The organism is Arachidicoccus rhizosphaerae (assembly GCF_900107765.1).
Classification (GTDB): Bacteria; Bacteroidota; Bacteroidia; order Chitinophagales; family Chitinophagaceae; genus Arachidicoccus; species Arachidicoccus rhizosphaerae.
This window is the reverse complement of sequence record NZ_FNQY01000021.1, coordinates 37,854-52,370: the sequence shown is the minus strand read 5'-3', so window position 1 is coordinate 52,370 and position 14,517 is coordinate 37,854. Positions and strand designations below refer to the sequence as shown.

The window sequence follows — 14,517 nt, the reverse complement described above, 5'->3', positions numbered from 1 at the left end:
ATTTAAAGGTGTAAAAAGGTCAGTGGAATTTCGTGCTTTGTAGAATTATCCCAATAGTGTTTGAAAATTGATTTAATGAAACCTTTTGTTTCATTGTTAGACACTTTAAAGATTCCTGTTGATAGTTCCGGCTTAATATGATAACCAACAGAACTTCCAATTAAAAAAACATCATTGTTATCAATAATTAAAAATCTGTCATGAAAAAAGCGACCTCCTTGATTATGAGTGTCATCGCCATTTATAAATCTCATACCAAACCTACAATCCTTATCAGGTGGAATAACGACTTTTAAAGTATTTTTAACATCGTTCAAATAATTCCTATTATTTTGAAATGACCTATAAACTAATATTTTAATAGTAATATCATTTTTTATATTAGCAAAGATATTTTGGTCTTCATTTTTTGGAGGATTTACATTAAAATACGGATCCCAAATAACTATTTGACTATTGGCGTTATCAATCAACTCTTGATACAAAAGAGGATTGTCATTTGGGAAAGAACCTTTATGGTAAAACCAGTATTCACCCTCCCCACACTCGTGCATTCTAAGTGCGGTATTTTCAGAATTTGTCAAAAAAATATTAGCCATTTTCTGTTTCTTTTGTAAAGTCTATAATATTTTGAGAAAACTCATCTGAATTATACCATTTTTCAATCTCTTTGATGATGAGTTTACCTGAAGAGTCTGGAATTTTGGCTATGCATGATGCTCTATTTCCAAACTCATTGAATGAACTTCCTATGAACCAGACGTTTTTATCAGTAACTATAAATCGATCGTGGAGAATGCTGTTGCCTCTAAGAATTCGAACTTCAATTTTTCCAAATGGTTTGCTGTTGTATTCGTTTATTACGGTTGCTATTTTTTTAGCTTCTTCTTTTGAAACGGCTTCTTTACTGTTAAGTATATTTATTTTAACTCCTGAATTTTTAATTTGAAATGCAAATTCAACAATGTCCATACTGCTAAAATATGGGTCACATAAATAGCAAGTATCGTTAGCGTTGTTTATGATTTCTCTAATTATAGATTTTGCATTTTCTTTCAGTTTTGTTTTTTCGGCTTCCTCTTTTGCTCCCGGATAAAAAATGAATTCTTTGCGTTGGGCAAGTTCTATGTGTTGTCTCTCTTTGTCTGCGTTTTGGAAATAATATTCAGGGGCGAAATCCTTTGTTTTACCTATAATATTAGGCTTCTGTTTAGAAAATTTTTCTACCATAAATTCTTTGTTTCCTTTTTCTGTTTCTACTTTGACCTGAAAATCAGCTTGTTTTATAGACATTCCAAATTGAATGCTTCGTAGAAAAGTCGCAGGCTCGTGAATAGCAATCAAGTCATTATCTTGATTGTATATTCTTAGTTCAAATAAGTGAGGTTCGTGCGGAAGTTCAATAAGGTCTACTTGCTTTGTTATTTCAATGGTTTTGTCCAATGCTATTGCACCTCCATGCTTATCTATAATTCTGAATTTTAGTGGCTCAAAATTATTTTTGCGCGTTAGTATTTTATAAAACACACCCATTGGGTCGGTAGAAAGAGACATTTCTACTTCTCTGAAATATGGATTTGGTGCAGATAGGTAGATGTTTCCTATGTGCTCTCTTTTTTGTAAAATGTCAAAACCTAACCACTCCATAGTTAGCTCTTGCATTGCTGACATTTCCTTTGTTACACTTGCAGAAATAAATTTATTGTCGGTTTTTCGTTGGTTGTCAATTTGACACCAAACCAATAAACCTGACTTTCTTTTTGGAAGGATTGAAGCAATACCTTTGTCTGTGTAGAAGTTAGAAGCGAAAACTAAAGGATAATTTCCAGATGGTTCTTTTACAAAAGATGAATTAACGAAAGATATTTTTTGTCCGTCAATGAAAAAGTTTTCAAACGGTTTTTCAAAAGCCTTTAAAGCCTCATCAAAAGAAACTATTTCATCAATTGAAAGATACAATGAATATTCTTCTAATTTTGACTGTTTGGCTCTTATACACCCTTCTATCCAATCACTGTTTGGAATCTTATAAACATATTCATCCTCTGTGAATAATTCTATTACAGAAAATAAATGGTACCATTTTTTAGATAATCTATCTTGAGTCAATAAGGATGTCCTAATAGCTTTTTTATAGTATGGTTGCAGTTTTTGAATCATTGACTTTATATTGTCTTTATGATAAGTATACGCTTTATTGTGCTCTAAAGTACAAAAAAAGCCAATGCAAAACCTGCATTGACTTTCTTTAATCGCTTTATTGGTTTAAAAGTTGCGAAACAAAAGACCGTTCCAACCCTTTAAATTTATGCGGTACCTTTTGCATATCCTTACCAACTTTCTCGTTGAGTATCTTGGCATAAATCTGCGTAGGGGCAATGTTCCTTTCATATCTGAATAGGAAAGACCAGTAAAGCAACTGATAACAAACATGTCTTTTACTAACTCGTCCTTCCTTAAGTCGCAGTTGAACATTACAAGCTGTTCCAGCTCATTCCGCAACAGGTAACCACGGTCTCTGTCCTTTTTGGTTTTCTTATTCTCGCTGAACGGATTGAAAGCAAGATGCTTTCTGCTCATTGCCAAACGAAAAAGCGTGGTTAATCCAATCATATGCAGCCAAATGGTGTTATGTGTCAAGCTTTGGTCGTCACGCAGTTAGTAATCAAAGTCCTGTGCAAAATCAGGAGTAAGGTTGTTAAAAGACACATCAGAGTATCCGTATTTTGTAAGTGCAAAGTTGCGAAGATGTCTTAATAGTGTTTTATACTTACTTCGTGTTCCATTTACTCGAAGTCCGCTATCGACCTTTTTCTCATTTTCGGATAAGAACTGTTCATAGAATTTGAAAAAGGTCAGTTCTCCGCTTTCCATACCGAGGAAGGAATTTTTAAATTTAGTACTGTTTACAGCCCCCTCGTTCTTCGGAATTTTGGAATAGCATTCCTCAATACCTGAATGGATTTTGTCAAGTTTGCTGTTTGTTTTTTGGGCTTCCCGGCTTTTACCTAAAACCCTGCCGTGCTTCAAATCCCAATTTGTTGCGGAAATATCCAGCTTGGTACTGAATGCAGACTGTTTGCCGTTTACGGTAATCCTGCACATAACCGTAACTTTTCCGATTTTCTTCGGGGCGTTCTTTTTAAGGTAGAATAGTACCTTAAATGTTGATTTTTTGTCGTTTCCATACTCGCAATTCTTAATGATAAAATTAAATCTATGTGAGCTACGAACAATATGAAAAACCATGCAGAAAGCTGAAATACAGCATTTTAAATCGGTTGTTTCTAATGCTTGAAAGTAACGTTTTAGTAACCTTACTTTTGCCTAACCTCGCTTTTTTCTGCTTTTTACCTCATTACCAAAAAATTAAAAAACGATTGCAAAGCCTTTATTTACAATCGTTTTACCTGTTATTAATCTTTGATGTTTTTTTACTGAAAATTTATTTTAAATATTAAGTATTGGGGTGGCTGTCGCGGGTATGATTACTGATGCCGTCAGAATGATAGAAAACATCGATTATTTGAAAGGATTTGTCGGGTCTTTTCTGCCTAGTTAATAGAAATTTGTAGAGTAGCCAGAATATTAGTCTCAATTAGGTAGGGAAATGCAAGAACCAAACTGACAAGTAGATTAACTTCTGCTTTTAGGTCTATTGCTACTACAACTTCAACTCTATGCTCAGGCTTATCAAAAGCAAAACAGTCATGAAATAACACTGAATAACACTGAGGAATTACTGACTGTTATACAAGACATGTCGACTTAATGAAGCATTTATTTTAAAAAATCCGGCAAGGAGATAAGACGGGACTGAAGTTGAGGCAGAGGCGGAGTTGTATCTACTTATGATTCAATTAATTATAAGAAAAGGAACAAAAACAGATCATTACCATGATTCTTAAACAGGGAAATAGCAAGAAATGCCAGGTCGCAAGCTTAATAATCGCAGTGTTGACGACAGCGACGCTTTTGCCAGGGCTAATAAAAGCGCAGTTAGTAACCGCGTCATTAAGCAAGCCCTCAGCTAACGAGTCGGTCTTTTTAAGATCTTCGGATAAGAAGGCCGCCAAGGGCTTAGGTGTACCAGGCAGTCCCTGGGTTATGCAGCGTGCTGACTTACTGGGTGCGGCTAACGGTCAGGAAATCTCCCAGGTTGATTATGATGATAAGCAGCAAGGGTGGAAAAAAGCAGTTGTTCCAGGCACCGTTTTAAACTCCCTTGTAGCAGACGGTAAGTTTCCTGATCCTTATTATGGGGATAATAACCGCATCAGCCGGGGACTGATTCCGGACATTGCCTCGGCCGGCCGGGAATTCTATCATTATTGGTTTCGGACCACTTTTGAAGTACCCCGAAGCTTCCACCAGCAGCGCATCTGGTTAAAATTCCATGGAATCAATTACAGATCCGTTATCTGGTTAAATGGACATAAACTGGGCAGTATGGCCGGTATGTTCAATAGTCAGGCTTTTGACATTACAGGTATAGTAGACAAAAATGGGGTAAATGCCCTGGCGGTGGATATATTGCCAGTCGACTATACCGGTTCTAATCTGCCTCCAAAAACCGCCATGCCTGGCGCCAAGGGGGAGGGGCAAAATGGCGGCGATGGAGAAATTGGAAAAAATACCACCATGCTCATGAGTGTGGGCTGGGATTTTACCTTCCCTGACGGAGTCAGAGACCGCAATACCGGTATCTGGAAAGATGTGGAACTCTATGCTACCGGTCCTGTTCAGATTCAAAATCCTTATGTACAGTCAAAGCTCCCATTGCCAGATACTACCAGCAGCAGAGAAACCATATCGCTGGATTTGCAAAACAGCTCGGATGTTATTCAAAAGGGAGAGGTACGGATAGGTATAAAGGAACTGGGGGTTTATATACAAAAGCCGGTTACCCTTAAAGCCCGGGAAACCCGGCAGATTGTTCTGAGTGCGGAGGATTTCCCGGAACTTAATATCCGGCGTCCCAGGCTTTGGTGGCCCATACATAAAGGGGAGCAGCATTTATATCAGCTGGACCTCAGTTTTGTAAGTAATGACAAGGGGGATAACCCTGAAGGTGCTAATAATAGGGATGACAGATCTCATGACGCTGGCCGCAATGTCCAGCAAAATGTCAGCCATCAGCTGACCAGTTATTTTGGTGTCCGGGATATCTCTACCGACCGGCAGACGCCGGACTCCTCCAGGCGGTTTTTAGTGAACGGGGTGCCCATCTTTATCCGTGGAGCCAACTGGATTCCGGAAGCCACGCTTAAAAACTCAGTGGAGAGGACTTTTACCGAGCTCCGCTATATTCATCAGGCAGGCTTTAACCTGTTAAGGCTTTGGGGTGGGGGGATCGCAGAATCCGATTATTTTTATCATCTGTGTGACTCTTTAGGTCTCATGGTCTGGAGTGAGTTCTGGATTACCGGTAACACCCGGTTTCCGGAAGATACAGCTATTTACATGCACAACCTGCGCAGTACCATCCAAAGGATCCGGTCTCATGCATCGGTAGCCTATTATGTCTCCGCCAATGAGTCCACGGAGCTGCCAGGGGCAGGTCAGGTGATTTACGCGCTGGACAGCGCTACCAACTATCAAAAGCAATCCGAATGCTGCGGCGTACATGACGGCAGCCCATATACCTATGTCAACCCCATGCAGTATTTTGAAAATACGGCGTCCAAAAGAGGCAGCAGGATTGACGGGTTTAATCCGGAGTATGGCGCTCCCTGCCTGCCCATCCTGTCTTCCTTAAAAGAGATGATGCCCCAAAAAGACCTATGGCCCATTGATAAAAAAGTCTGGGATTATATGGACGGAGGTGGGTTTCATAAGATGACCACGGATTATCATAAGGCGGTAGAAGAGTGGGGGCCGTCTGCATCCATAGCAGACTATGTCCGTAAAGCCCAGCTCGTAGGGGCCATGAACTACCGCTCTATCATGGAAGTCTGGAATGCCAATAAGTTCGGCTACGGCGACCGCTTCGCCTCAGGGTTCCTATTTTGGTATATAAATAGTCCGGAGCCGCAGGTGGCCAGTCGTTTATACGACTGGAGTCTGGAGCCTACCGCTGCGCTCTATTATGCTAAAAACGGTCTTGAACCCCTGCATGTTCAGTTTGATTACCTAAACAGCACGGTGTCGGTCTATAATGATTATAGAAAAGCCTTCAGCGGATACACGGTCCGCTATGAATTGTATGATATGAATAGCAGACTGTTGAATAAAGGTGAAAAAAAGACCGATATCCCTGCAGACGGCCTGGCTGGTAAGATAATGACTATAGCTTTTCCAAGGGATATCTCCCCGGTGCATTTTTTGAAACTGCGATTACTGGATAACAAAGGTAGAGAAGTGGCCAGCTCTTTTTACTGGCGCTCAACAGATGTCTATAAAGGCGCCTGGACCGTAACGGGGCCTGCCGTAGGCGGTTTTAAGGGAGCGGCCCAACTGCCGAAGGCTGTAGTAAAGGTGAGGGTCAAAAAGAAAAGGGCTACAAAAAACGGCGCTATAGTACGGGTGAACTTAAAAAATACGGGCAGTCACGTTGCTTTTTTTATCCAGCTGCAGCTGCTTCATCATAACGCCATACCGGTCAAAGGAGCACTTTATACAGATAACTTTATCAGCTTACTGCCTGGAGAATCCAGAGAGATTTCCATAGAATATAGTGATCAGGATGCCAAGGAGATTAAGTCTTCCATGAAACTGCAGGTATCCGCCATTAATATGGATCTTAAAACATATACTGTTCACTGATTTTAGTTTTGTCTGAATTTTATTAAAACAGGAATTTACGAGTGATCCCTCAAAAAAAATAAAAGCAGGCAGGGCCCACAGGCAATAGCATCTGAGCGTCCAATTCTTTGTGAATAGGAGGGCAGCGACTGGCGAAAGAAGGTTTGTTGCAACGAGGGCAGTGTATGTGCAGCTTCAGTTTTTTCGGCAAAGCAGGCATGCTTCATTCGTCCATCAGAATGTCTATTTTGTATTGTTTTTGCTTAAATAATGGTTTTATCTGCCAGAGATATAAATAAATTGCTATTACGCAAAATAGCCCCAAAAAATTGGCTCTATGATGATTAGTGTGGGAAAATGAAAGTTATTTTGTATAAAATTAAATGATAATTATTTAAATCGGACTACCCAACCTGCATTAAGTAGTAATTTTTGATTCTACTTATAACCATAAGTTACAGATAGATGTGATAAAAATAATTGAAGAATTGCTAAGGGACATTGCATCACTTAATCATAGTTTTATTTATACTTAGGCTGGTATATTTCACATTATAGCCTTTTTACCCCAACGCCTCTTTTGAATACTCCACACATTTTTTAACCTCTTTAACCGCATCTGAGCCTTCAGGAATCTGGTATTCCAATTCAATCGTGGCCGGGAACTTATATTGCTTATTTTTTAATAGTTGCAGGATCTCTTTAATGGGTGTATCTCCTTCACCCCAGGCCAGGTTGGCACCGCCGTGGGCCTTTGTTTTACGGTCCTTTATATGAAGAGAGGTAATACGGTCATGTTTATGTTGAATTAGTGCCAAGAGTGACTGCGCGGTATTTGCACCACCAGAGGCTATATAATGACCACAGTCCAGATTCATCGTGTTATTGGGAGATTGCGTTAATGCTGTATCCCATACCGTATCTGTAGCCTGAAGGTGTGCATGATATCCGATAAATACGCCATGCTTTTCTCCCATTTTACCCAGCCGCAGCGTTTGCGCAGATTCCTTCGGTAATTCCGTAGTAGTAGTCGGCGCTCCAAGGATCTTAGTGACCCTAAGTGCATAAGCGATTTCTTCATCCGTATTGTTCACTCCTAAGGCATTGTCCGGTTTAAATGCGTAAATACGGACCCCTGCCTTATCAAACATACGACGGATCTCCTTAAACTTTTCCATACCGACAGTAGCGCGCCATTCCGCAATTTTTGATTTATCCTCCGGCAGCCCGGCATATTTTTCAACCGCATGTCCCTTGAGTTCTACAGCGTTGATGCCACTTTCTACAATATATTGAAGAACATGATGAATCTCGTCCACCATGCTGCGGTAAGAATAAGTGGTAACCCCAACCTGCACCCCATGAAATTTAGAATTAGGTGGACTTGGTAAAAATAAGGATCCCGCACGTAAGGAACGGCTGGCAGTTAAAACTGCCAGGGAAGCGAGCGCGCTTCTTTTCAAAAATTCACCGCGGGAAACCATACTACCGGTCACTACATTTTTTGAAACTTCTTTTGCTTTCATAAATTGTTATCTGAGATTATGTAAATCAACCACCTTTCTATTATCCTGCTACCATATTGCCAAATAGACAGCTTCCAAGCCACCATTCAATGATTTCTTAATAAAAAGCCTTTATCAGTAAAAAAAGAGACAAATTACTGGAAGCTGTGCCTGCTGCTCCCTTTTGTCCTTTTAATTAAAGGTCAGAAAACCATTGAAGCGCAATATCTAAATATTGCGCCCTATAAATATAGCAATAATTAGTGAGACAGGCCTTGCTGTCAATCACGGGATATAAATATCCGGTTTAAAGAGCTGGTTTTGCCTTTTTAATTATTTGACCAACCTTCCTGTAAGTTGTCATCTGGGGACTGAATATCTTTTGCAAATTTGTGGTCTCCATTCATATTTATAAACAAAAAAGACAGCCCAAATCAAATGATTACCCAACACTATTATACTCCCTAAGTACACGGTTTTAAGAAGCACTGTATTTTAAGAAGGGAATAACTGGCACCTGGGCATCTCGATCGCCTATCACCCCCATACCAAATACAGGAACGCATACCTAACCCGCAAATGTCCGTGCCTATTATGGCAAACTTGCGTTTAAATTGCTGGTCAGCCAGGTGTTCTTGGTCGGTCGCATTTTTTGACGGCTTCTTGGTGGGAGGACAATGTTTGAAGTCTACCGGGATAGCTCTTGATGGACCGCAGAGGTCTTTTTCAATGAGTGATAAAGAGAGTTGAACAAATCGTTGGCCCCCAATGAAATTATTACAAAACGGGGGCCAAGTGGATACCTTTGCCATCCGGTCCCTGATATTTTCTTCCCTCTGTTCCTTAACAGGGTATCGTCCATGTATGCATAAATAAAATCGCCTGTCTTTCTATTTTGATACACGATCTCCTTTCTAACTTCAGAAAAAATGGCATTCATATCCATTCTTTCACCCTTAAATATTCGATAGGCCGCACTCCAGTCTTAAACTGATTCCCACTTGCTGTTAACATCCCTGTTATCGTACAACGTCCAATACATGAAATAACTCCGTGAGACAAATCCTGAGCTCTGTGAAAAGTCCTGGATTGGTTGAAAGCTGTTATACATCTATCGAATAATTCATTAAAGCAAGCAACTACTCCTTCTTTTTGGGGAGTTTTTTTAAAAGATCTTTTACAGATTCATCACTACGCTGAAGTACCAGGCGCTGGTGATCATCTATCACCCACTCACCAATCTATCCTTGCTTAAATTCTATTGCCTGAGCCACGGCAGCTGGATAATTTACATACCACTGCTGACTCTTTGCTCTTTTTATTATCTGAATTTTAGTTGGATATCCCATATCTAGTCGTTTAATCAGATATTAATATAATAAAAAATAGCAATATAACTAACTATATTGCTATTTTTTGCCTTATCTAGAAAAAGGCCAAACTAAAGACTGATGGAGCTGCCCTTCAGGGCAGCTCCATCAGTCTTTTAAAGAATAGGCGCTGGGTAGAAGCAGGATTTTGCAATAAATCAATTAAACAGTAATTTGCATAGAGATGATAACTAACGTATGAAGACTTTATTTTTATTTATTTCCATTTGCTTTTCTTTGGTTTGCTCCGGCCAGAAGCCGGATCTAAGTTACACTTTGTCGAGAAAAGATTCGACGACCCTGATAATTAAAGTGGCTTTTACCGGAAACGCTACCGGAGAGACGACGCTTCATTTACCGGATAAATGGGCCAGTCAGCAGTCACTTTATAAGGCGGTATCCGGTTTAACTGCCCTTTCGCCTGCAACAGTTATCAGTGCGACGGATAGGCGGGATAAGTATACCGTTCGATACAAGCCGGGCACGAATGTCGTATTTAGTTATTTACTACATAAGGACTGGGAAGGACCTTTAAAGTACCCGCTTTATTTCAGGCCTGTTATTAATGCGGATTATTTTTACTTTGAAGGTTACAGCGGTCTCGTTTATCCAAGTTTGGCGGATACGGCACATATAAAATGTCGGCTGAGCTATGAAGGGTTCTCAAAAGATGATTTTTTCGGCAACAGTTTTTATGCCAATGCTACTGACGGGAAATTCACCGTTAGTCAGGAAAGCCTTTTGAATGCTGTTTTCTGTGCAGGTAAGTTAAGATCCAGGACGACAAAGGTTGCAGGACACCAGATTGTGGTAGCGCTTACAGGTAAACTGGCGTTTTCGGATGATACTGCTTTTTCCAGCATAACGAATATTATCCAGGCCGAAAGGCGTTTTTGGAATGAAAAGGGGCCTGAATATTATTTTACGTTATTTCTACCCCTGTATGACCAGGGCAATACCGGTGGCACGGCGCATTATCATGCTTTCAGCCTTTTCCAAAGTGTTGGGCTTGACCTGAAAAGCAATCTGCTGCCCATGATTGCCCATGAATATTTTCATAACTGGCTGGGGCTCGGGTTGAAAATGCCGGAGCCGGATGAGCCTTATAAATGGTTCAGCGAGGGTTTTACAGAATACTATAGTTTTAAAATCCTCTTTCAATCCGGACTCATCTCAAAGGATGAGTTCCTAGGTAGGATCAACGGCTATTTAAAAGACTATTATTTATCGCCTTATTTTAATATGGCAGCTCAAAAGCTGATCGGCAGGTACTGGGAAAGCAGTGAACTTAAATTGTTATCCTACCGGAGGGGCTTGATACTGGCTTTTCTCATTGACAGCCGGATCAGGGAAAAAAGCCAAGGGTCACTGGATGATCTGCTGCGTGACCTATATAGACAAAGCGGCCCTGCCATGATTTTTTCAAATGTGTTGTTCAGCAGATTGGTTCGTTCTTACAGTGACGCGGCTACGGCCATGGCCATAGATAAGGCGAACGGTGGGGACAATAGCCGGTTAACGAAACTGCTATTTATCGGAAGGATCTATCAGGCAGATAGTTTACAGGTTGACAAGGTGTTTGATCTTGGTTTTGACTGGCAGGCGAGTAGAAAAGCAGGTGAAATTAGAGGATTGGAAATAGCAAGTAACGCCGCCAAAGCGGGACTTGCCAATGGGATGAAGCTGACGGACAGGCTATCTGTCTGGTTCAATAATACCAGCAAACCTGCCGAAATCGGTGTAGTGGATAAAGGGAAAGAAAAGGTTATCCGGTATATTCCTGTCTTACAGGTGGATAAAATCATACCCCAAGTGAAAGCTTTGAAGTAAGCGTAAAGAGATTGCCTTTTTCAATGATAAAAGCCCACAATAATTCCTGCGGGTGTTGTACCTTCAGGTCAGAAAAACAAAAATGGATTTATACGGTACAAATAGTAAAAGTATTCCACAGAAAATCACCATTCACGTTATTGAAATTTTTCTTTTGTGGTTGTCCTTTTGGATATTGTTTCAGAAAGGAGGTGACTGGTTTGCCAATTTATTCAAGGTAAATAATGAAAATGCGTTTCCGGCGAGAAGAATTATTATTTTTATCTTTAATATCATTACTTTTCTACGATTAGGCTATATGATGTTTTTTCTGTTAAAAAGAAAAATACCCTGGGAAGAAAGTATAAGCGTCCCGTTTGCGTTTTCGCTATATTACATAGGATTCAGTTTGTTTGTGCTGCCCACCACTAAGCCCGTAGACGGAGTAGATATTTCTGCTGTGCTTTTATTTGTCGCCGGTTGCGTGCTGAACAGTGGCGGAGAGATTCTCAGAAACCGGTGGAAAAAAAATCCAGCAAATAAAGGGAAAATTTATACAGGGGGATTTTTTCATTACGCCCGTCATATTAACTACTTTGGTGATATTCTTTGGGTGAGCGCCTATGCGGTGCTAACCCGTAACTACTACGCCCTAACTATACCGGTATTTTTGTTTTGTTTTTTTGCTTTTTATAATGCCCCGAAACTGGACAAATACCTGAAAGAGAAATACGGAGCGCAGTACAGCCAATACGCCCGTAAAACAAAAATGCTGGTTCCCTTTATTTACTAAATGGGAAAAAGGCCACCGCTGAAAGCTGTTTTCCTACTGATAGAAATTAGGTTGACAAAAAAAGATTGCTAAATGATAGCGGTTTATGTGAAGATTTAGTCGTTTTCAGAAATATAAACCATCCTGATTCGCTAATCAGAATGCCCTGCTTTGAGGCGATATATATTTTGCTTAAAAGCAGGACTTCTGTCAAAAGGTAGCATTATTTCAAAAAGTCATTCAGGTAACCCAGGATTGCCCCGGTCTGCATCATCAGGCTGACATGGCTCTGAGCCGGTAGTATAGCTAGCCTGGATTTCGGCATGGGACTCAAATCAGCGCTTATGCCACCGCCTAACAGCTCATATGTTTTCATCAGTTCAACCTTATCTAGGCCGTCATTATCACCAGAAATAAGCAATACTGGTGCTTGGATTTTGGCAATATTAGAATCCCCGCAGTCAAAGGTATCCCTGGCAAAAGCGAACATTTGACTTAAGAAACTTTTCCATTTGGTTGTATCCGGTGCTACAGCGTCGTAGGCTGTTTTAATGGGCGTGCCATCAAAGATTTCTGGTGTAAGGTTATCAAACCCACTGTTGACCACGGGCAGCCAGCCACTGCTTTTATAGGTGGAAGATATAATAACTAATTTTCTTAACCGCTCAGGATATTGAATGGCAAACTGATAAGCTACGGAACCGCCCATGCTGTATCCGGCGATATCGGCCCGGTCAGTTTTCAGGTAATCCATAACCCTTTTGACATCGTCTGCCAGGGTGTTTATGGATAATTTCCTTTCAGAATACGGCGTATGGCCATGCCCCTGCAGTTCGATGGCAATAACTTTTCTTGTTTTAGATAATTCCGGGATTAATGCGCCCCAGTTTAATCCGATGGTATAAAAGGCCCCGTGGATTAAAACGATGGGCTCGCCCTTTCCATACACTTCATAATAAACTTTCGCGCCGTTAGCCGGTGCATATCCGCTTTCAGAAGGCTTAATGGATTGCCCCGTTGAAAGCAGTGCTGCCTGCAGGAAGATGACCAGCAGCAAAACTGCCCTATATGGTTTAGGTAGTTGGAATGTCGTTTTCATAACATATAACTTTTAAGGGGAAAGAATACAGATAATGGACTTCGGGATTTATTTAGCGGCTTTCAGCAGTTCATCCAGTTGATTGAAGTCCGTCGTCATGCCCTCTTTAAAGCCCATGGAAATAACGGCTTCAAGATCCGCCAATGTTTCAAAAGAGATCAGGACATCAACCTCAACCTTATTTTCTTTTTGGTCAAATTTATTTTCCCATATATTGGGTGCGAAGGCTGGGTTCTCTACGGCGTTTTCGTCGCAAAAATTGTCTTTTTGCGTGAAGGATTTCTCTTTTTCAATAGAGATAAAGGTGCATTTACCCCAATGTTTTTCTCCTTCGGGTCCCACCATGGCGTACAGCCAGTATCCTCCTTCCCGGAAGTCCATTGATTTGGTTTCGGCACGCCATGGTTTGGGGCCCCACCACTGATCGAGTAGCGTTGCAGTGGTCCATGCTGCCCATACTTGCTGAAGGTCTGCCTGGAATTCACGTGTCATGTGAATGGTGTTGTTTTCTTTGTCGACGATAAAGTCAAATAATAAGTGGCTGTTCATTTTTTGGATTTTTTTTAAATGTTTAATCATTGATCTAACTGATTAAATTTTGTTTCCCATATCCTGCGGAATCGTTTAAGGCAAAGGTCTACTTTTTTCATTTTTTCGAGTTGTAGAGGGGTAAATAATTGCTTTACGCTGATCTGATCAGGGAAGTTTTCGGCCTGTGGCACCGGACATCATCCGACTGTAACGGAAGGGAGGCCCAAATAGCCTAAGTCTCGGACTTATCCTTGCATAAATAAAATTTCCTCTCAATATCGAAATTCTTTTTTATGAAACCGTTCAGTTGTAAATATACGCAACTAATTGGTTTCTCATTTTTTTTTCTTTCAGGTCAAAGCGCGGCAGATCTATCCACTTAGCGCTGAAATAATTGTATATTTCATTGATAATCAGATGAAATTGTTTTGTTGAATAGCTGCGTGAGCCAGCCATTTGTTTTTCAGTGAGCCATCTGGCGGATCTTTTAATTTCAAAAAGAACCTAACACTGTGTGCCTTGGTTGGCTTTGATTCCTTGCGGCTTTTGTTTGCCATGCCTGCTGTTGCTTTACCTAAAACCACAAAAAAGATGAAACACGTCTTGTCGTCCCTTTCGGGAAATTTTGGTAAGTGATAAGGAAATGGAGGTACCAAAGGAAGAGGGACTGCCAGCTACATTTGTGGT

The 14,517-nt window shown here is 40.6% G+C and carries 10 protein-coding genes; 3 read left to right on the top strand and 7 right to left on the bottom strand.

Going from position 1 to position 14,517, the window contains the following annotated elements; translation table 11 throughout:
- Positions 1 to 2: 2 nt before the first annotated feature.
- From BLU80_RS15150 to BLU80_RS19905, 3 genes are all read right to left on the bottom strand, one after another.
- Positions 3 to 599, bottom strand: a complete 597-nt coding sequence (locus BLU80_RS15150) for a hypothetical protein (protein ID WP_091400126.1) — start codon at positions 597 to 599, stop codon at positions 3 to 5.
- Entirely contained in the window at positions 592 to 2,160 is a 1,569-nt protein-coding gene (locus BLU80_RS15145) for a VPA1262 family N-terminal domain-containing protein (protein ID WP_091400124.1), read from the bottom strand. The genes BLU80_RS15150 and BLU80_RS15145 overlap by 8 nt, the downstream gene beginning before the upstream one ends.
- 498 nt (positions 2,161 to 2,658) lie before the next feature.
- A complete protein-coding gene (locus BLU80_RS19905) occupies positions 2,659 to 3,249 on the bottom strand; it encodes a phage integrase SAM-like domain-containing protein (RefSeq protein WP_244518960.1) in 591 nt (196 codons plus the stop codon).
- Positions 3,250 to 3,897: 648 nt separating this feature from the next.
- Here BLU80_RS19905 and BLU80_RS15135 point away from each other — a divergent pair.
- Entirely contained in the window at positions 3,898 to 6,765 is a 2,868-nt protein-coding gene (locus BLU80_RS15135; RefSeq protein ID WP_091400122.1) for a glycosyl hydrolase 2 galactose-binding domain-containing protein, read from the top strand.
- A 542-nt stretch (positions 6,766 to 7,307) separates the two neighbouring features.
- Here BLU80_RS15135 and BLU80_RS15130 read toward each other — a convergent pair.
- Positions 7,308 to 8,270, bottom strand: coding sequence for a sugar phosphate isomerase/epimerase family protein (locus BLU80_RS15130; RefSeq protein ID WP_211481876.1), 963 nt, complete (start codon positions 8,268 to 8,270; stop codon positions 7,308 to 7,310).
- A gap of 1,625 nt (positions 8,271 to 9,895) precedes the next feature.
- On the opposite strand from BLU80_RS15130, the gene BLU80_RS15115 reads away from it, so the two are divergent.
- Both BLU80_RS15115 and BLU80_RS15110 read left to right on the top strand, forming a co-directional pair.
- Positions 9,896 to 11,449, top strand: a complete 1,554-nt coding sequence (locus BLU80_RS15115; RefSeq protein ID WP_170831259.1) for a M61 family metallopeptidase — start codon at positions 9,896 to 9,898, stop codon at positions 11,447 to 11,449.
- Positions 11,450 to 11,531: 82 nt separating this feature from the next.
- Positions 11,532 to 12,221, top strand: coding sequence for a DUF1295 domain-containing protein (locus BLU80_RS15110; protein ID WP_091400158.1), 690 nt, complete (start codon positions 11,532 to 11,534; stop codon positions 12,219 to 12,221).
- Between the two features lie 202 nt (positions 12,222 to 12,423).
- Here the strand turns inward: BLU80_RS15110 and BLU80_RS15105 are convergent, their stop codons facing one another.
- The 3 genes from BLU80_RS15105 to BLU80_RS19775 form a co-directional block, all read right to left on the bottom strand.
- Positions 12,424 to 13,299 (bottom strand): alpha/beta fold hydrolase, encoded by an 876-nt coding sequence (locus BLU80_RS15105; protein WP_091400116.1) that lies wholly within the window; start codon positions 13,297 to 13,299, stop codon positions 12,424 to 12,426.
- A gap of 48 nt (positions 13,300 to 13,347) precedes the next feature.
- Positions 13,348 to 13,848 carry an SRPBCC family protein gene (locus BLU80_RS15100; RefSeq protein WP_091400156.1) on the bottom strand — a complete coding sequence of 167 codons (501 nt, stop codon included), beginning with the start codon at positions 13,846 to 13,848 and terminating at the stop codon, positions 13,348 to 13,350.
- A 395-nt stretch (positions 13,849 to 14,243) separates the two neighbouring features.
- The gene (locus BLU80_RS19775; protein WP_211481875.1) at positions 14,244 to 14,387 is read right to left on the bottom strand and encodes a hypothetical protein; all 144 of its coding nucleotides are present in this window, start codon (positions 14,385 to 14,387) and stop codon (positions 14,244 to 14,246) included.
- Positions 14,388 to 14,517: the final 130 nt, after the last annotated feature.

Coding starts and splice junctions, on each gene's coding strand:
- BLU80_RS15110 (WP_091400158.1), top strand. CDS start 11,532: ATGGATTTATACGGTACAAATAGTAAAAGTATTCCACAGAAAATCACC.
- BLU80_RS15135 (WP_091400122.1), top strand. CDS start 3,898: ATGATTCTTAAACAGGGAAATAGCAAGAAATGCCAGGTCGCAAGCTTA.
- BLU80_RS15130 (WP_211481876.1), bottom strand. CDS start 8,270: ATGAAAGCAAAAGAAGTTTCAAAAAATGTAGTGACCGGTAGTATGGTT.
- BLU80_RS15105 (WP_091400116.1), bottom strand. CDS start 13,299: ATGAAAACGACATTCCAACTACCTAAACCATATAGGGCAGTTTTGCTG.
- BLU80_RS15150 (WP_091400126.1), bottom strand. CDS start 599: ATGGCTAATATTTTTTTGACAAATTCTGAAAATACCGCACTTAGAATG.
- BLU80_RS15145 (WP_091400124.1), bottom strand. CDS start 2,160: ATGATTCAAAAACTGCAACCATACTATAAAAAAGCTATTAGGACATCC.
- BLU80_RS19905 (WP_244518960.1), bottom strand. CDS start 3,249: ATGGTTTTTCATATTGTTCGTAGCTCACATAGATTTAATTTTATCATT.
- BLU80_RS15100 (WP_091400156.1), bottom strand. CDS start 13,848: ATGAACAGCCACTTATTATTTGACTTTATCGTCGACAAAGAAAACAAC.
- BLU80_RS19775 (WP_211481875.1), bottom strand. CDS start 14,387: ATGGCAAACAAAAGCCGCAAGGAATCAAAGCCAACCAAGGCACACAGT.